17 protein-coding genes and 1 tRNA gene are annotated in these 16,822 nt (G+C 64.9%); 10 read left to right on the top strand and 8 right to left on the bottom strand.

Features of this window, described 5'->3' with window-relative positions:
- The first annotated feature begins 20 nt into the window (after positions 1–20).
- The 4 genes from JOE69_RS09180 to dhaM all read left to right on the top strand — a co-directional run bounded on the left by JOE69_RS09180 (position 21) and on the right by dhaM (position 3,193).
- Positions 21–806 (top strand): TetR/AcrR family transcriptional regulator, encoded by a 786-nt coding sequence (locus JOE69_RS09180; RefSeq protein ID WP_309798019.1) that lies wholly within the window; start codon positions 21–23, stop codon positions 804–806.
- Positions 807–872: 66 nt separating this feature from the next.
- A complete protein-coding gene (gene dhaK / locus JOE69_RS09175; RefSeq protein ID WP_309798017.1) occupies positions 873–1,874 on the top strand; it encodes a dihydroxyacetone kinase subunit DhaK in 1,002 nt (333 codons plus the stop codon).
- Positions 1,875–2,507, top strand: coding sequence for a dihydroxyacetone kinase subunit DhaL (gene dhaL, locus JOE69_RS09170; RefSeq protein ID WP_309798015.1), 633 nt, complete (start codon positions 1,875–1,877; stop codon positions 2,505–2,507).
- Complete coding sequence (gene dhaM, locus JOE69_RS09165) at positions 2,504–3,193, top strand: dihydroxyacetone kinase phosphoryl donor subunit DhaM (RefSeq protein ID WP_309798012.1); 690 nt, start codon at positions 2,504–2,506, stop codon at positions 3,191–3,193. The genes dhaL and dhaM overlap by 4 nt, the downstream gene beginning before the upstream one ends.
- Before the next feature lie 15 nt (positions 3,194–3,208).
- Here dhaM and JOE69_RS09160 read toward each other — a convergent pair whose 3' ends face one another.
- On the bottom strand, positions 3,209–4,153 hold the full coding sequence (locus tag JOE69_RS09160; protein WP_309798009.1) for an iron-sulfur binding domain-containing protein: 945 nt from the start codon (positions 4,151–4,153) through the stop codon (positions 3,209–3,211).
- A 104-nt stretch (positions 4,154–4,257) separates the two neighbouring features.
- Between JOE69_RS09160 and JOE69_RS09155 the strand changes: the two genes are divergently transcribed.
- Entirely contained in the window at positions 4,258–4,875 is a 618-nt protein-coding gene (locus JOE69_RS09155) for a hypothetical protein (RefSeq protein ID WP_296362749.1), read from the top strand.
- A gap of 103 nt (positions 4,876–4,978) precedes the next feature.
- Here JOE69_RS09155 and disA read toward each other — a convergent pair whose 3' ends face one another.
- The 4 genes from disA to JOE69_RS09135 all read right to left on the bottom strand — a co-directional run bounded on the left by disA (position 4,979) and on the right by JOE69_RS09135 (position 9,360).
- Positions 4,979–6,055 carry a DNA integrity scanning diadenylate cyclase DisA gene (gene disA, locus JOE69_RS09150; RefSeq protein WP_296362750.1) on the bottom strand — a complete coding sequence of 359 codons (1,077 nt, stop codon included), beginning with the start codon at positions 6,053–6,055 and terminating at the stop codon, positions 4,979–4,981.
- 168 nt (positions 6,056–6,223) lie between these two features.
- The gene (gene radA, locus JOE69_RS09145; RefSeq protein WP_309798007.1) at positions 6,224–7,606 is read right to left on the bottom strand and encodes a DNA repair protein RadA; all 1,383 of its coding nucleotides are present in this window, start codon (positions 7,604–7,606) and stop codon (positions 6,224–6,226) included.
- Positions 7,607–7,745: 139 nt separating this feature from the next.
- Positions 7,746–8,099 carry an HIT family protein gene (locus JOE69_RS09140; protein ID WP_309798004.1) on the bottom strand — a complete coding sequence of 118 codons (354 nt, stop codon included), beginning with the start codon at positions 8,097–8,099 and terminating at the stop codon, positions 7,746–7,748.
- Between the two features lie 118 nt (positions 8,100–8,217).
- Positions 8,218–9,360, bottom strand: coding sequence for an FUSC family protein (locus tag JOE69_RS09135; RefSeq protein WP_309798002.1), 1,143 nt, complete (start codon positions 9,358–9,360; stop codon positions 8,218–8,220).
- 269 nt (positions 9,361–9,629) lie between these two features.
- On the opposite strand from JOE69_RS09135, the gene pstS reads away from it, so the two are divergent.
- The 4 genes from pstS to pstB all read left to right on the top strand — a co-directional run bounded on the left by pstS (position 9,630) and on the right by pstB (position 13,865).
- Positions 9,630–10,748, top strand: coding sequence for a phosphate ABC transporter substrate-binding protein PstS (gene pstS / locus JOE69_RS09130; RefSeq protein ID WP_296362758.1), 1,119 nt, complete (start codon positions 9,630–9,632; stop codon positions 10,746–10,748).
- Between the two features lie 106 nt (positions 10,749–10,854).
- Entirely contained in the window at positions 10,855–11,976 is a 1,122-nt protein-coding gene (gene pstC / locus JOE69_RS09125) for a phosphate ABC transporter permease subunit PstC (RefSeq protein ID WP_296362760.1), read from the top strand.
- Positions 11,973–13,070, top strand: coding sequence for a phosphate ABC transporter permease PstA (gene pstA, locus JOE69_RS09120; RefSeq protein WP_309798000.1), 1,098 nt, complete (start codon positions 11,973–11,975; stop codon positions 13,068–13,070). The genes pstC and pstA overlap by 4 nt, the downstream gene beginning before the upstream one ends.
- 15 nt (positions 13,071–13,085) lie before the next feature.
- A complete protein-coding gene (gene pstB, locus JOE69_RS09115; RefSeq protein WP_296362764.1) occupies positions 13,086–13,865 on the top strand; it encodes a phosphate ABC transporter ATP-binding protein PstB in 780 nt (259 codons plus the stop codon).
- Between the two features lie 47 nt (positions 13,866–13,912).
- Here pstB and JOE69_RS09110 read toward each other — a convergent pair whose 3' ends face one another.
- The 3 genes from JOE69_RS09110 to JOE69_RS09100 form a co-directional block, all read right to left on the bottom strand.
- Positions 13,913–14,923, bottom strand: coding sequence for an inorganic phosphate transporter (locus JOE69_RS09110; protein ID WP_374709744.1), 1,011 nt, complete (start codon positions 14,921–14,923; stop codon positions 13,913–13,915).
- 11 nt (positions 14,924–14,934) lie between these two features.
- Positions 14,935–15,552, bottom strand: a complete 618-nt coding sequence (locus tag JOE69_RS09105; protein WP_309797998.1) for a DUF47 domain-containing protein — start codon at positions 15,550–15,552, stop codon at positions 14,935–14,937.
- 307 nt (positions 15,553–15,859) lie between these two features.
- Positions 15,860–16,495: a hypothetical protein gene (locus tag JOE69_RS09100; RefSeq protein ID WP_309797996.1), complete on the bottom strand. Its 636-nt coding sequence runs from the start codon at positions 16,493–16,495 to the stop codon at positions 15,860–15,862.
- 175 nt (positions 16,496–16,670) lie between these two features.
- Here JOE69_RS09100 and JOE69_RS09095 point away from each other — a divergent pair.
- Positions 16,671–16,746: transfer RNA gene (locus tag JOE69_RS09095), tRNA-Lys, on the top strand.
- Positions 16,747–16,822 lie beyond the last annotated feature (76 nt).

Below are 16,822 nucleotides of genomic sequence, written 5' to 3'. Positions count from 1 at the left end.
CAGCACCTATGGGGAGCCGAATGGGAATCGAAGAACCGACCACTGGCGCGGCCGGCGTGCAGCCGTTGCTCGAAGCGCTGCCGGCCGGAGTCGCGCTGTCCTGGGGGCTCAGCCCTTCCGGCTCCCGGGGGCCGAAGCCCGGAATGAGCGTGCCCAAGATCGTCGAAGCCGCAATGTCCGTGGCCGACGAAGGCGGGCTTTCCGCGGTGTCGATGAAGAGTGTCGCGGACCGTCTGGGCTTCACCGCAATGAGCCTGTACCGCTATCTCAAGTCCAAAGACGATTTGCTGATCCTGATGCTGGATGCCGGGTTCGGCCCGGTTCCGGAGCGCCTGGCCGAAGCGGCGGGTTGGCGCGCGAAGTGCCGGGTCTGGGCGTGGGGCATCTACGACTCGGTGTTGCATCGGCCCTGGCTGGTGGACATCCCGATCGGTGGGGCACCGATGACGTACTACCAAATGCGCTGGCTCGAGGCATGTTTGCAGGCGCTCGCCGGCACTCCGCTCAACGGGGAGCAGAAATTGCACACCGCGCTCACCCTGAGCTCGATCTCGTTGGCCAATGCCCGGCTGAGCCGCGACATCGGACAGGGCCCGAGTGCCGCAGACGACGCCGGCGCCCGGTTCGAGCAGGCGATGACAGACTTGCTGCCAGCGGGTGAATTCCCGCAACTGCTGCCATTGCTCCGGGCCGGCGAATTCAGTGCCGACGACTCGACGGCGACGGCGCACGAGCACTTCGAGTTCGCCTTGGAACTCGTGCTGGACGGGGTGGCCGGCAGGATCGAAGCAGCTGCGTCGCGATGAACTACGCCTTCGGATGAAATAGGCTGATAATCACACCCGTTCGGCAAGGAAGCCTGGGAGGCAGTCATGAAAAAACTGATCAATGATCCGAAGAACGTAGTGGCTGAGTCGGTCGACGGCTTCGGGCTGGCGCATGCCGATCTGGTGCAGGTCCACCGCAATCCCTGGTTCGTCAGCCGGGCGATCCCGAAGGCCGGAAAAGTAGGCCTGGTTTCCGGCGGCGGATCCGGCCACGAACCGTTGCACGCGGGTTTCGTCGGTCTCGGGATGCTCGATGCCGCAGTGCCCGGGCCGGTTTTCACCTCGCCGACGCCGGATGGCATCATCCCGGCGCTGCAGGCAGCCGATTCCGGTGCCGGGGTGTTGCAGATCGTGAAGAACTACACCGGTGATGTGCTCAATTTCGAAACTGCGGCGGAACTGGTGCAGGCCGGCGGCGTCGACGTGCGCACGGTCCTGGTCAATGACGACGTCGCGGTCGAAGACTCGCTCTACACCGCCGGCAGACGCGGCGTCGCCGGCACGGTGCTGGTCGAAAAGATCGCCGGAGCGGCGGCGGAGCGCGGCGACGCTCTGGATGCGGTCGCCGCCGTGGCGCAACGCGTCGTCGACAATGTGCGCAGCATGGGTGTGGCGCTTTCCGCCTGTACCGTTCCGCACGCCGGAGTGCCCAGTTTCGAGTTGGCCGAGGACGAAATCGAAATCGGCATCGGCATCCACGGCGAGCCCGGCCGGCACCGGATCGCCATGGACTCGGCCGACGGCATCGCTGATCGGCTGCTCGAGGCGGTGCTGTCCGACTTCGGCGCCGGAGCGCCGCTGGAGAACGCACTGCTTTTCGTCAACGGGATGGGCGGCACGCCATTGAGCGAGCTCTACATCGTCTACCGCCGGGCTGCCGCGGTGCTGGCGGAACGCGGCGTCACGGTGAGCCGTTCATTGGTGGGCAGCTATGTCACTGCGCTCGAAATGCAGGGTTGCTCGATCACCGTGCTGCGCCTGGATGCCGAAATGACCGAACTGTGGGATGCCCCGGTGCATACCGCGGTGTTGAGATGGGGAATGTAGATGCTTGATGTGCAATGGGCCGTGTCCTGGATTCGGGCGGCCGCCGATTCCGTGCACGAACACCGAGCTGGGCTGATCGAGTTGGATCGGGTGATCGGCGACGGCGACCACGGGGAGAATCTGGACCGTGGCTTCGGCGCGGTGGTCGAAAAGCTGGACGGTGATTTCGCCAACCCCGGCGAAGTTTTCAAAATGGTGGCGATGACCTTGATGTCGGTGGTCGGCGGGGCTGCCGGCCCGCTTTACGGAACCGCCTTCCTGCGGGCCGCCACCGCCGTCGGCGATTCAGCGGTCTTGGACTCCGCGCGCCTCGCGGCGATGCTGACCGCGGCCCGGGACGGGATCGTGGCCCGGGGCAAAGCCGATGCCGGCGACAAAACCATGATCGACGCCTGGACCCCGGCGGTGGAAGCCGCTGATGAAGCAGTGGAAAACGGCCTGGCGCCGGAAGAGCTGCTCGCCGCGGCCTCGGCGGCCGCCGAAGCCGGCGCTCGGGACACCGAACCGATGGTCGCCCGGAAAGGCCGGGCCAGCTATTTGGGCGAACGAAGCGCGGGGCACCGCGACCCCGGAGCCCAGTCGACCGCATTGATTCTCCGCGCCGCTGCGGAATCCGCGAGGGAGGCCGCATGAGGGTCGCACTGCTGATCGTTTCGCACAGCGCCAAATTGGCCGATGGCGTGGTGGAACTCGCTGGCCAGATGGCCCCGGACGTCACGATTCTCGCCGCCGGAGGCATGGACGATGGCGGCTTGGGCACCTCATTGGGCAAGATCGGTGCGGCGATCGCGACAGCCGGGGATTCCGGAATGCTGATCCTGACCGATCTGGGTTCCGCCGTCATGACCGCGGAGGCAGCGCTGGACCTGGCCGGCGGGCCGGCCGGCGTGCAACTGGCGGACGCTCCGCTGGTGGAAGGCGCGGTGGCCGCCGCGGTGGCGGCCCAAGCCGGCGCCGGGCTGCCGGCCGTCCGTGCGGCCGCCGAAACCGCGCTGACCGGCAGCGCATTGGGCATCGCACCGCCCGGAGCCGAACCCGCGCCGGCCGCATCCGGCAGCGATCGCACGATCCGTGCCGATGCGGTGCTGCTGAACCCGATGGGTTTGCACGCCCGCCCTGCCGCCACCCTGGCGGCGGCCTTGGGCGCGATGAACGTGGAGATCGAGATCAACGGCGTGGACGGGCAGTCCGTGATGATGCTGATGACGCTCGGTGCGGCCCAGGGCACCGAACTGCACATCGTGGCCAGTGGCCCGGATGCGCAGCGGGCCGTGGATTTGGTCCGCACCGAGGTGGCAAACGGGTTCGGCGAAATCTGAGTCGGCCGGGCCGGCTCAACCGGGCAGCTTGAGCCCGGCAGCGCTGGATTCGGCGAGGCCGTCATGGACCAGATCCGCCAGGATCCGTTCCAGCCGGGTGGAGTCGCTGGCCAGTGCGTGCAGACGCTGCAACGGCGGGTCGCCGTCTTCGGCCGGCCCGTCCAGGCCGACGGCGGGGGTGAAGAACAGGCTGCGCGGCACCGGATGTTCGGCCTGCCGGAGCACCGCCATGACGGCCCCGCGGAGTTGCCGGTCGGTTCCGGCCCAAGGCTGCCCTTTCGGCTGGTAGGTCGGTTCGGGTTCGCCGGCGGCAAGCCAGGCGCAGTCCGTGCGTACCGGGCAGGCGGCGCACTTCGGCGATCGCGCCGTGCACAGCAGCGCGCCCAGTTCCATCGACGCCGCGTTCCAGGACACCGACGTTTCCCGGTCCAGCGGCAGCAAAGCCTCGGCCAACTGCATTTCGGCGGCATTGAGACTCGGCGCGGGCAGCGCGGTGCCGCTGAACAGCCGGGCTTCGACCCGGCGGACATTGGTGTCCACCACGGTGGACCGGACTCCGAAGGCGAATGCCGCGACTGCCGCCGCGGTGTAGTCGCCGATGCCGGGCAACGATTTGAGTTCAGCCACCGTAGCCGGGACCGCGTCGTCGAACTCCGAGCTGATCCGGGTTGCCGCGGCATGCAGCCGCAAAGCCCGGCGCGGGTAACCCAACCGGCCCCAGGCCCGGACCGCTTCGCCGCTGGGTTCGGCGGCCAGATCGGATGGCCGCGGCCACCGGCGCAGCCATTCCTGCCAGACCGGGAGCACCCGGACCACCGGTGTCTGCTGCAACATCACCTCGCTGACCAACACGCCCCAGGGCGTCCGGTCGGCGGACCGCCAAGGCAGGTCCCGGGCATTCGTGCTGAACCAATCGATGATCCGGTGCTGCACGTGGCTGGTGGTTTGCGGGAGTTGCACAGCATCAAAGCTAACAGTTGGCGCGGCTCGGCGTTGCCTGTGATTTGGCTCCGCTGCGGCGTGGGATCGCTGCTGCCGGGCTGATCTTCCGTAGGCTGGTGCGCATGGCAGGGCAAGGCGGAGGAAAACGGAGGCAAGCATCTCCGGGGGTTTACCGCCGGAGGAGGCTGGTCGTCGGCATTGCGGCCTTGGCCGTGCTGATCCTGCTCGTGGTGATCATCGTTTCGGTGCTCAAGCCGGGTAGCAAGCCCGCTTCGGGCAATGCTTCGAGCTCCGAGTCCGCCGCGGCCGGCAGCGGATCCGTCAGCCCGGTGCCGCAGACGCCCAGCACGCCGGTCTGCGACCAGAGCAAGATCACCGTCGCTGCGGCAACCGATGCGCCGAGCTATCCGGCCGGCAAGACGCCGGTGTTCACGCTCACCGTCAGCAATGGCGGCACGGTGGCCTGCGATGTCAACGTCGGGACCAGCCAGATGGACTTCCTGGTGATGAGCGGCAGCGATCGGATCTTCTCGTCGAAGGATTGCCAGGAAGGCGCTGCCGACCTGGTGAAGAGCATCGCGCCCGGCGCGTCGGAGAAGGCCAACTTCCCGTGGCAGCTCAACCGGACCGTGGAAGGTTGCACGCCAATCGCTGCGAAACCCGGACCGGGTACCTACACCTTGACCGCGACACTCGGAAAGCTCGTGAGCCCCAAGCAGGTATTCACGCTCAACCCCTGAGCCGGTATTACGTCATTACGTCACGTCATTGCCTCGCCGAGTGGCCAGATCTGCAGGGTATGGCCGTGGTTTTGGCTGCAGACCTGGCCACTCGGCGGGGGAGTCAGAGGAAACGGTCCAGCAAGCTGGCTTCGGCGATCCTGGAGAGTCCTTCGCGGACCGTCCGGGCACGCTGTTCGCCGATGCCTTCTACTGCCATGAGTTCTTCGATGGTCGCGGCCATCAAGTTCTGCAGACCGTCGAAATGTTCCACCAACCGGTCGGCGACCGCGCGCGGCACGGCCTTGAAACCGGAAAGCAGACGGTAGCCCCGGGGGTGGATCACCGAGTCCAGCGAATTCCCGCTCTCCATCAATCCGACGATTCCGGCGATCCGGCCCAGATCGATCAACTCGGTGGCGCTGATGTCCTGCAGGCCGGCAAGCGCAATATCGATCTCTTCCTGGCTGCTCTCGATGTGCGAATAATCACGGATCACCATTTCGCTGCCCGGCCCGCGGCCCACGGTGAGTTCTTCGAGTTGCAGCGACAGGAGTCGCCCGTCGACGCCGAGTTCCAGGACATACTGGGCGATTTCTTCGGAGATCCGCCGAACCATTTCCTGGCGTTGCAAGGTGACCGCGACGTCGCGGACGGTCACCACTGCTTCGATTTCCAGGGCGGACAGTGAGGAGGTGACCTGGTCCAGGCGCGCCCGGTAGCGTTCCAGGGTGGCCAGGGCCTGATTGGCCCGGGCGAGAACCTTTTCCGAGCCTTCCAGCACGTGCCGCAATCCGCCGACGTAAAGCGCGATGATTTGCATCGATTGGCTGACCGAGATCACCGGAACCCCGGTTTGGATCGCGACGCGTTCCGCGGTGCGGTGCCGGGTACCGGACTCCTGGGTCTCGATGGTCGGATCCGGCACCAATTGCACCGCGGCGCGGAGAATCTTCGCCGCGTCCTTGTCGCAGACGATGGCGCCGTCCATTTTGGCCAGTTCGCGCAGCCTGGTGGCAGCGAAGTCGATGTCGATTTCGAAGCCGCCGGAGCACAACGATTCGATGGTTTTGTCGTAACCGAGCACAATCAATGCGCCGGTGCGACCCCGCAGGATGCGTTCCAGGCCGTCGCGCAGCTGGGTTCCCGGGGCAACCCTCGCCAAGGTTGCCCGCAATGATTCCTCGGGGCTGCGGACCACGGCACATCCTCTCCTGGGGTTTGGCGCGACGGTGCACTCCAAACCGGCCGGCTGGGATCAGAGTCCAAACCGGGCATCGTTGCGAACACTAGAACATCACAGCCCATACTAGTGGGATACTGCGGCGAGATCGGGAGAGACGGCATTGCGGTTGCCGATTCCGGGGCTTCAGTTTCCGGCAGGCACCGGAAAGAGCAATTCCAAGGCGTCGCTGAGCTGGTGGACTTCCCGGACCGAGAAGCCGGTCGGAATCGGGCCGGGGCCGTTCGGGCTGCCGGGGACCACTGCGTGGCTGAAGCCCAGGCGGTGGGCTTCGTGGATCCGCTGGTTGATGCCGGGCACCGGCCGCACTTCGCCGGCCAGGCCGACTTCGCCGAAAGCGATCAACCGGGCCGGCAAAGCAATCCCCGATTTGGCCGAGGCGATGGCCAGTGCGATCGCCAAATCGGTGGCCGGTTCGGTGAGCCGCACGCCGCCGACCGTGGCCACGTAGGAATCTTCATTCGCCAGATTCGCGCCGGCCCGCTGTTGCAGGACCGCCAGCAGCATCGAGACCCGGGACGAGTCCAGGCCGCTGGTCGCCCGCCGGGGCTGCGACGTCGAACTGGTCGCCAGCAAGGATTGCACTTCGGCGACGAGCGGACGTTTGCCTTCCAACGCCACTGTGATGCAGGTTCCGGAGACCGGGTCCTTGGTCCGCGAAACGAAGAGCCCGCTCGGGTCGGCAAGCCCTTCGATGCCTTGTTCGCTCAAGTCGAAGCAACCCACTTCATCGGTGGGGCCATAGCGGTTCTTCACCGCGCGCAGCAAGCGGAGCCGGGAATGCCGTTCGCCTTCGAACTGGCACACCACGTCTACCAGGTGTTCCAGCAGACGGGGCCCGGCGATCGAGCCGTCCTTGGTCACATGCCCTACCAGCACCGTGGTCATATTGAGCCGTTTCGCGGCCGCGATGAGCGAGGCGGCCACCTCGCGGACCTGGGTCACGCCGCCGGCGGAGCCTTCCACCATGGCGCTGCTGAAGGTCTGCACCGAGTCGACGATCAGCAGCTTCGGCTGCACCTTTTCGACTTGGCCCAAGGCTGCGCCGAGATCGCTTTCCGCGGCCAGATAGAGCGAATCGGCAATCGCCCCGATGCGTTCGGCGCGGAGTTTCACTTGGGCCGCGGATTCTTCGCCGGTCAAATAGAGCACGTCGCGTGCCCCGCGGGCGAATTTCGCGGCCACATCCAGGAGCAGCGTGGATTTGCCCACACCGGGCTCGCCGGCGAGCAGTACCACGGCGCCCGGCACGACGCCGCCGCCGAGCACCCGGTCCAGTTCGGCCACCCCGGTGGTCAAATAGGCGGCGGTGGTCGCATCCACATCCGCGATCTTCGTGGCCGGGACCGCAACGCTGCTTGCCGCCGTGGTCCGGGCCACCGTGACGCCGACTTCTTCCACAGTGCCCCAGGCCTGGCATTCGCCGCACCGGCCCACCCACTTCGCGGTGGTCCAACCGCACTCCGCGCATTTGAATCCGGGAGCAGGGGTTCGGGTGGATTTGGCCATGCCACGAGCCTACCCAGTCGCACCGACAATCGGTGTGCCGCACGTACCCGTTCCCCGGTTTCAGTTAGCCAGCCGCAGGTGCGTTAGCCGGATGTGCGAAATAACGCTAACGCAAAAGCGAGACGCTATCCGAAACACGCTAACCCAGTTCCGCACCGGCGCTGATGTGCACATGCAGGTGCTTGGAGTCCTGGTAGCGGCCCAGATTGGTCAGGACTCTGGCATCGCCGAACCGTTGCTCGAAGTCGGCTGCCACCAGTTGAATCACCTGCAGCAACTCCCGGACCAGCGGTTCAGGCTCGCCGGACAACTGCAACAGCGAAGCGATATGCCGCTTCGGCACCACCACTGCGTGGTGTTCCCAGTACGGTTTGGTGTGCTGGAAGGCGATCACCGCTTCGCCGTCGTACAGCAGGTCCAAACTGCCGGGCCGGGGCAGCGCTACATCGCAATAGAAATCATTGCCGGTGTAGCACTCGGGGAGTTCCGTCATGCAAGCCAGCCTCGCACAATCCAATCGTCGTTTCAGTTAGCCAGCCGCAGGTGCGTTAGCCGGATGTGCGAAATAACGCTAACGCAAATGCGAGATGCTATCCGAAACCGGAAAAACGTTAGATCGTCGGGAGCAGGCTTCTGGCTTCCTCGCCGTCGACGCCTGCGGCCTCGAGTAGATCCACCATGAGCGGCCGGAACAGCATGACGACGGTTTCGCCTTCCAGTTTCTGCACGCCGAGTGATTTCGGGTGCAGCAGACTGGCGATCAAGCAGAGCTCGTCACGGGCATTGTTCAAGTGGACCGCGCTCGCCGTGGCGTCGCGTTCGGCCAGGCCGGTCGCGATCAGATCCACCGCGTCCGCAGTGTCCGAAAGCATCTCGCTGATCCCTTCTACCGCGGAATCGGAAAGTGCGGCGTTGTTGATCGCGCTGGTCAGCCGTCGGGCGAATACCCGGGAGTTGCGCAGCGCCAGATCGATGAACTCGAGCGAGTTCTCCAACGAACTGATTTCGCCCTTGAAGCGCCGGTAGGCCGGCGAGATCGTCGCGACTTCACCGGAGGAACGCAGCGAAGCCCGCATGCCGTCGACGAGCGGCTGGCAACTGCGGGCCCGGACCAGGGCGTGCCAAGCAATGGTCGAGTCGCTTTTGACCAGGGCTTCGCCGCATTCGCGCAGGACTTCGGCCAATTCATTGAGCAGTTTGCAGATGTCCTGTTTCGGTTCTTTGCGCGGGTCCCGCGGCGTGAGCAGGGTGATCAGCAGGGCGAAGCTCACCCCGACGACGGCGTCCACGCTCCGGGTCAATGGTCCGCCGGTGGGCAGTGGCAGCAGAACCACCAGAACCGACTGGAGACCCAGCTGGGTGGCGAAGATCGCGCCGTTGTCCAAGAACCGGGCCAGCATGATCGAAGCGAAAAGCACCACGGCTGCCTGCCAGATTCCGGCACCCGCCCAGGTGAGGATCAGCTCGCCCATCAAGATGCCCAGGGTGCAGCCGATCGCCACTTCCAATACCCGGCGCAATCTCGGATCCCGGGAGAATCCCAGGGCGATGAGCGAGGAGGTCGCAGCGAAAATCGGTCCGCTGTGCCCGAGCACGAACTCGGCGAAGGCATAAGCACCCACCGCGCAGATGGTCATCTGAATCGCCGGGACCACCGATTGCGCACTGCGCCGGGCCCCGATCCTGGTCCGGCTGCCGAAGAACCGGGCGGTAGCCGGAAGCGGTCGCCGTACGGCCTTGCTCTTTCCGGACATGGCTTCAGTCTATGGTGTCGGCACTTCGGAAGGGCTGTCCGGCGACGCATAGCCTGTCGCCCGGTTGATGGCAATCACACCGGAGCACGCTTATTCCAATGGCCAGATCTTGTTAACCTTCCGTTCATCTCCGGCGGCACGTCCCGTTACCTCTGCCGCCTAAGTTCAAGGAGTAATCCTGCAAAAACACTGAATTCAGATAGCCAGTTGACGTGCAGCCTTCATGGGGGGCGACGGTTCAGCTAGATCCCTTGGAAGGGGCAAAACAAGTGAAGGTACTTCGCTACGGTCGCGTTGCGGCTGTTATCGCGGTGGGCGCCATCGCCCTCACCGCTTGCGGTGGCAACTCCGGCGCCGGAAACTCGACTCCGGCCGGCTCCTCGAGCGCGGCGGTCGATTACTCGGGCCTCAGCGGCACCATCACCGCCGGCGGCTCCAGCGCCCAGTCCAACGCGCAGACCGCTTGGACCGCGGGCTTCACCGCCCAGGCCAAGAACGTGAAGATCAACTACGACAAGTCGCAGGGCTCCGGCGGCGGCGTCACCAACTTCACGGCCGGATCGTACGACTTCGCTGGTTCGGACGCTTACCTGAACGCGGACCAGGCTGCCAAGGTCCAGGCCGTCTGCGGCCCGGGCGGCGCAGTGAACCTCCCGGTTTACCTCGACGGCGTGGCGATCGTGTTCAACCTCCAAGGCGTGGACAAGCTGCAGCTCTCCTCGGAGACCGTCGCGAAGATCTTCAAGCAGGAAATCAAGACCTGGGACGATGCCGCGATCAAGGCCGACAACCCCGGCGTCACCCTGCCGGCTACCGCGATCACCACGGTGACCCGCTCGGACGGATCCGGCACCACGCAGAACTTCACCAACTACCTGAGCCAGGTGGCCCCGTCGGTCTGGACCGACCCGGTCTCCAACAAGTGGCCGATTGCCGGCTCCTCCGCCCAGCAGGGCGGCTCCGGTGTGGTCAACACGGTCAAGGCCGGCAACGGCACCATCGGCTACGCCGACCACTCCGCGATCGACACCCTGAAGTCCGCTTCGATCAAGGCCGGCGACAAGTACGTCGCATTCAGCGCCGAAGGCGTGACCAAGGCGATCGAGGCAGGCGTCACCGCTGCGCCGAGCGAGGTCAAGGGCGATTTGTCGCAGAAGATCGACTACACCAAGTTGACTTCCGGCGACGCCTACCCGATCCCGCTGATCTCCTACGACATCGTCTGCACCAAGTTCAAGGACGCCAAGCAGGCGGAACTGACCAAGGCCTACATCGGCTACATCGCGAGCGACCAGGGCCAGAAGATCGCTGCGAAGAACGCCGGTTCGGCGCCGCTTCCGGCTGATCTCGCCGCCAAGATCGCAGAAACCCTCAAGACGGTTTCCTAGTCGTCCGCGCAAGGCCGGCCACCCCGTTGCGGGGTGACCGGCCTTTGGCGCTATTGAAACTCGCCTGAACGCACGTACGACTACTACGCAGTCAAGAAAGCATGATGTGAGCACGTCAACCGTAGCCAGCACCGGGGGGTCAGCGGCCACGAAGGCCCGTCCGGCTGACCGGATCTTCAAATCCCTTTCCACCGTCGCCGCCGTCTCGATCATGGTCATCCTGGCCGGCGTCGCGATCTTCCTCATCGTCCGTGCGCTCCCGGCGATCACCGCGAGCTGGACCGACAACCCGAGCCTGGACAAGGACTTCACGGCCGGCTTCGCGAACTTCTGGTCCTATGTCGGCCCGCTCGCCTTCGGCACGGTGTGGGCTTCGCTGATCGCGCTGATCCTGGCTACCCCGGTGGCCATCGGGATCGCCTTGTTCATCTCGCACTACAGCCCGCGCAAACTCGCGAACGCGCTCGGCTACATCGTCGACCTGCTGGCCGCGGTGCCCTCGGTGGTCTTCGGCCTCTGGGGCATTTTCGTGATGCGCGATTTCCTGCTCCCGCTGCAACAATGGCTCAACGCGAATCTGGGCTGGATTCCGTTCTTCGGCGGCGAAGTGACCACCACCGGATCATCGATCTTCACCGCCGCCGTCGTACTGGCCGTGATGATCTTGCCGATCATCACTTCGATTTCCCGGGAAATCTTCCTGCAGACCCCCAAGCTCCATGAAGAAGCCGCACTGGCTCTGGGCTCCACGCGCTGGGAGATGATCCGGCTCGCGGTCTTCCCCTATGCCCGTTCCGGCATGGTCAGCGCGATCCTGCTGGGCTTGGGCCGGGCGCTCGGCGAGACCATGGCCATTGCGATGATCCTCTCGCCAGCGGTGATCGTTTCCTTCTTCGTGGTCACCGAGGGGCAGAACCCGCAGACCGTCGCGGCGAACATCGCGCTCAACTTCCCGATCGCCGAAGACCTGGGCCGCTCGGCCCTGATCGGCACCGGCTTGGTCTTGTTCGTGATCTCCTTCGCGGTGAACTTCCTGGCCCGGATGATCGTGAACCGCAAGCCCAAGGCGAAGAAGGAAGACGCGGTTGCGGCTGATGCGCTCAGCGCAGATGCCGCCGAGGAGTCTCCGGTGGCGTTGATCCACCCCGACGGCGATCACGGCCACGTGCATGCGAAACGCCCTGATCTGCACGGGAAGCCCGGCAACTCCGAAGGAGCTGGCAAATGAGCACTTTGGCCGATGCGCCCCGGAGCAATACCCGGAACCGGCTGACCAGCGGACAACTGCCCCGGTTCATCAACATCTACACGGTGCTCGGCTCGCTCGTGGTGGCGGCAGCAGTATTGGGCTTGATCGGGTTCAGCCTGGTGGGTCTGATCGTGCTTACCGCAATCGTGTACCTGATCGCGATTTCGGTGCTGTCCATCGCGGTGGAGAATCGGCGCAAGGCGATGGACCGTTTTGTCCGCGGCCTGATCGTGGTGTTCTTCCTGATCGCCTTGACGCCATTGGTCTCGCTGCTCTGGACGGTGATTTCCAATGGCGTCAAGGTGCTCAATTGGAACTTCATCACGACCTCCGGCGGGGACAGCACGATCGATCCGGAGACGCTCGAACTGGTGACCTCTGCGGGCGTGCTGCAATCAGTGGTCGGCACCCTGGAAATCACCGGTCTTGCCGCGTTGTTCTCCATTCCGATCGGGTTGCTGACCTCGATCTACCTGGTCGAATACGCGCAGCCCAACCAGTGGCTCCGCCGCACCGTGACCTTCCTGGTGGATGTGATGACCGGCATCCCGTCGATCGTGGCCGGTCTGTTCGCGTTCTCGCTGTTCACCCTGGTCTTCGGGCCCAAGGCGTTCAGCGGCCTCTCCGCCGCGGTCGCGCTTTCGGTTTTGATGATCCCGATCGTGGTGCGCTCCAGCGAAGAAATGCTCCGGCTGGTGCCCAATGATCTGCGTGAAGCTTCTTATGCCTTGGGCGTGACCAAAGTGGTCACCATCCTCAAGGTCGTCATCCCGACCGCGATCGCCGGCATCGTCACCGGCATCACCTTGGCGATCGCCCGGGTGATCGGCGAAACCGCGCCGATCTTCATCGCGGCCAGCTTCACCAACAATTTCAACTCGAACCCGTTCGACGGGCCGATGTCCAGCCTGGCCACAGCGGCCTATACCGGATACAAATTCCCGGGGCCGGACCCGCAGGTCTCGCTCGACCAAGGCTGGGGCGCTGCGCTCCTGCTGGTGATCCTGGTGGTCATCCTCAATCTTGTAGCACGCCTGATCGCGATGCTGTTCGCTCCGAAGTCAAGCCGGTAACGGCGGAAGGAAACCATGTCCAAAAGTGTTTCGGTCAAAGACCTCAACGTCTTCTACGGGGATTTCCTCGCGGTGGAAGACGTCTCGATGGATATTGCGCCCCGCTCCGTCACCGCGTTCATCGGCCCTTCGGGCTGCGGCAAATCGACCTTCCTGCGCACCCTGAACCGGATGCACGAAGTAATTCCCGGTGCGCACGTGAAAGGCCAGGTACTGGTCGACGGCGACGACCTGTACGGCGTCGGCGTGGACCCGGTCACGGTCCGCCGGCAGATCGGGATGGTTTTCCAGCGGCCGAACCCGTTCCCCACCATGTCGATTCGGGAAAATGTGCTTGCCGGAGTGCGTTTGAACAACAAGCGGCTCTCCAAGTCCGAAGGCGCGGAGCTGGTCGAGAAGTCGCTCAAGGGCGCCAACCTCTGGAACGAGGTCAAGGACCGTTTGGAGAAGCCGGGCATGGGGCTTTCCGGTGGCCAGCAGCAGCGGCTCTGCATCGCCCGGGCGATCGCGGTGGAGCCGGAAGTGCTGCTCATGGACGAGCCTTGTTCGGCTCTTGACCCGATTTCCACGCTGGCTGTCGAAGACCTCATCAACGAGCTCAAAGAAGACTTCACCGTGGTGATCGTGACGCACAACATGCAGCAGGCGGCACGCGTCTCGGACCGGACGGCGTTCTTCAATATCGCCGGCACCGGAAAGCCCGGCAAACTGATCGAGTATGCGGAGACCACCACGATCTTCAACAACCCGACGGTCAAAGCCACCGAGGATTACGTCTCAGGCCGCTTCGGATAGAGAGTGGGGCCCTCCCATCGTGTCGCGCTCGCGAACTCCCCTCCCCGCTACAGCAGAGGGGAAAGTGCCAGGTAGAGCACCCCGGCGATCGCTGCGCAGACCACCGGGGTGGCGAACCAGGCGAAGCCGATCTTGCCCACGAGCCGCGCGTTCGCCACGGAAAAGCGCTGGTTCATTCCGGCGCCGATGATGCTCGCAGTGGTCAGCTGCGTGGTCGCCAAGGGCAGATGCAGGCCGATGCTGCCGATCAGCAGCATGACCGCACTGACCGTCTGGGCCACGAAGCCGCGCATCGGGTCTACCTTCACCAAGCGGTCGGAGAGAGTGTAGCCGATCCGCCAACCCCCGGCCAAGGTGCCCAGCGTCAGGAACACCCCCACGCCCGCGGTGAGCCACCAGACCAACTGGTCCAGGTCGCCGAAGCCTGCTGCGGTGAGGGCGAAGAGCAGCAGTGCGACGATCCGGGAACCGTCCTGCAGCCCGTGCCCGAAGGCCACCGAGCCGGCGGCGACGGCCTGCGCACGCCGGAACCGACGGTTGATATTGCTCGGTTGCGCATAACGGTAGAACCAGGCAATCGGGAACACCAGCAAATAGGAGACCGCGAAGGCGATCACCGGCGAGATCAGCAGAGGCAACACCACCAAGGCGATCAGGGTCGAATCCAGCCCGGCCAATCCCGGGGCGCCCTTGATCATCGCGGCACCGGCGGCGCCGGCGATGCCGCCGAGCAGGGCGTGGGTCGATGAGGACGGGTAGCCGATCCACCATTGCTGGATTCCCCAGATCAGGGCCGCGATCAGCGCGGCCAGGATCATCGACAGCCCTTCGGCCCCGGGACGCAGCACGAACAGCTGTTCGTGCAGGGTCAGGGCGAAGCCGGCACTGAGTGTGGCGCCCAGAAGGTTGAAGAACGCGGCCAGTACGACGGCGATCGTCGGGGTGAGTGCCCGGGTGCGCACCGCCACGGCGACCGTAGAGGCGACGTCCCGGAGGCCGTTCAGGGCGGAGAAGCCTGCAGCCAGCAAACAGATCAGCACCAGGAAAGCGATCGAAATCATGGCCGGGCTCACGACTCCTTGACGATGATGCTGCCCACTCTGGTCGCCAATAGTCGGAAGTCTTTGGTGATCGCCACCAAATGGTCGGCGAAATCTCGGTAGCGCGTGTAGTTGGCCGGCTGGTTGTCGCCGAGCAGCTCGGCCAGATAGGCCCGATGCGTCCGTTCCGCCCGCTTGGCCAGCCGGAGCATTTCCAACCAGTAATCCTCGAGACCGTCCAAATCGTCCAAGGAGCGCATTGCGTTGACCGTGAGCTCGGCCTGCCGGGCAATCACTTCGAGCTGCTCGGAGGAGCGTTTGGGCACCCGGTCGATTTTGTAAAGGATCAGGAGTTCGGCAGCCGCATCGAGCTTCTCCATCGCCTCATTGAGAATTCTGGAGAGCGCGTACATGTCTTCGCGCGGCAGCGGATGGATGAAGCTGGTGCGAATCTGGGTGAGCAGCGCATAGTGCAGATCCGTGGACTCGGCTTCCCGCTCCCGGATCAGTGCCGCCAGTGCGGGATACTCCTTCAACGGTGCGCCGAAGATCTCGGAAAGCGTGTGCACGCCGAGAACCAGCTGCTGAGCCATCTGCGAGAGGATGTTCAGCCCAGCACGTTCTTGCGGAAAGAGGCGTAACTTCACCTAGGTTCCTTGCCGTTTCTCTGCTGCTGCGGTTGCCGGGCAGCTGATGATCGCGGCCCGCACTGAAAACATCCTACTCGCTGGCGCGGCGATGGGTTTCCCGGGCTACCTCCGGTTGCTTGGCCGGCCGAGCTGGAGCGGGCAAGTAAATGGTGCCGAACCGGGAGCGCCTCTCGGCGTAAGGCCGCTCGAAGCGGCTAAAAAATGGAGCCCGGGGGTTCCACGGTTCGACACCACCATCAGTCTCCCGCTTCCGCCCGGCCCTGTCAACGCGGACGCGGCGCCGCGCCGCGGCCGCGGGGTGAATTCAGTCGAGCTCGCCGCGCCGCCAAGCACCGGCCGCGTGTTCCAGGTCTTCAGCGGTTTTCACCAAGCGCTGCGCACTGTGCGTCAGCTTGCTGGCGTGCTCCTCGTTGCTGAACTCCCGGTCATCCGCGACCCTGCTCTGGCCCAACGCGATCACCCGGCAGAAAGCGGCGGTGCGTTCCAAGGCGACATCGAACTCACCGTCGAAGGCGCCGGAAAGAATCGCGTCGGTCATGGTTTTGAGCTCTTCGGCGCCAGGCGGTTCGGCGACGCCGGCGACGACGTGCGATACCTGGGCAGTGTCTTTGCCCTGCTGGAAATAGACCGCAATCCGTTCCGGATCGCGTTGCGTGGCGGCGCGCAGCGCGTAGAGCCGCCAGAGCGCCCCGGGCAGGGAGCGGGCAGGGCTTTCCGCCCACAACTCGGCGATGACCTCCAAGCCCTGCTGATCCGCCAGGCTGACCAGCCGGGCGGTGATCTCCGGATCGTCGCTCGCCCGGCCATGGTTGACCAGAGCGTGTGCGGCCAAATGCGCGGCTTCGGAAACCCTGGCCGGATCTGCTCCGCCGGCAAAGGCCGCGAAGTCGATCGGCGCCATGGGTACCGGCTTGTGTGGTCGCGGGGCGTCGTCGCTCATGATTTGACGATACTCCTGTGCGCTGGCCGGGTCGAGGAGGTGCTTCGGCCGGCGCACCGGCGAAAGGCTTCCGGCGATCCCGATTGTCGACGACGGCGGGGTGTGGGGTAAGGTATTAACGTCCATTTGCGTCAGACCTTTCGGATCACCGGAGCGTCTGGTTGCGGACTGGTCGGGGCCTTTAGCTCAGATGGTAGAGCATCGGACTTTTAATCCGTGGGTCGAGGGTTCGAGCCCCTCAGGGCCCACCAGTCGAAGCTCCGGTTCAGCATGCTGAACCGGAGCTTTTGGTTTGCCGGGCATTTTGCGGTCGGCCCGGTCCCACTG

The sequence above is a fragment of the Arthrobacter russicus genome, from assembly GCF_031454135.1.
GTDB classification, from domain to species: Bacteria; Actinomycetota; Actinomycetes; order Actinomycetales; family Micrococcaceae; genus Renibacterium; species Renibacterium russicum.
Note: the sequence above shows the minus strand (reverse complement) of the source record. Positions and strands in the feature narration are given on the sequence as shown.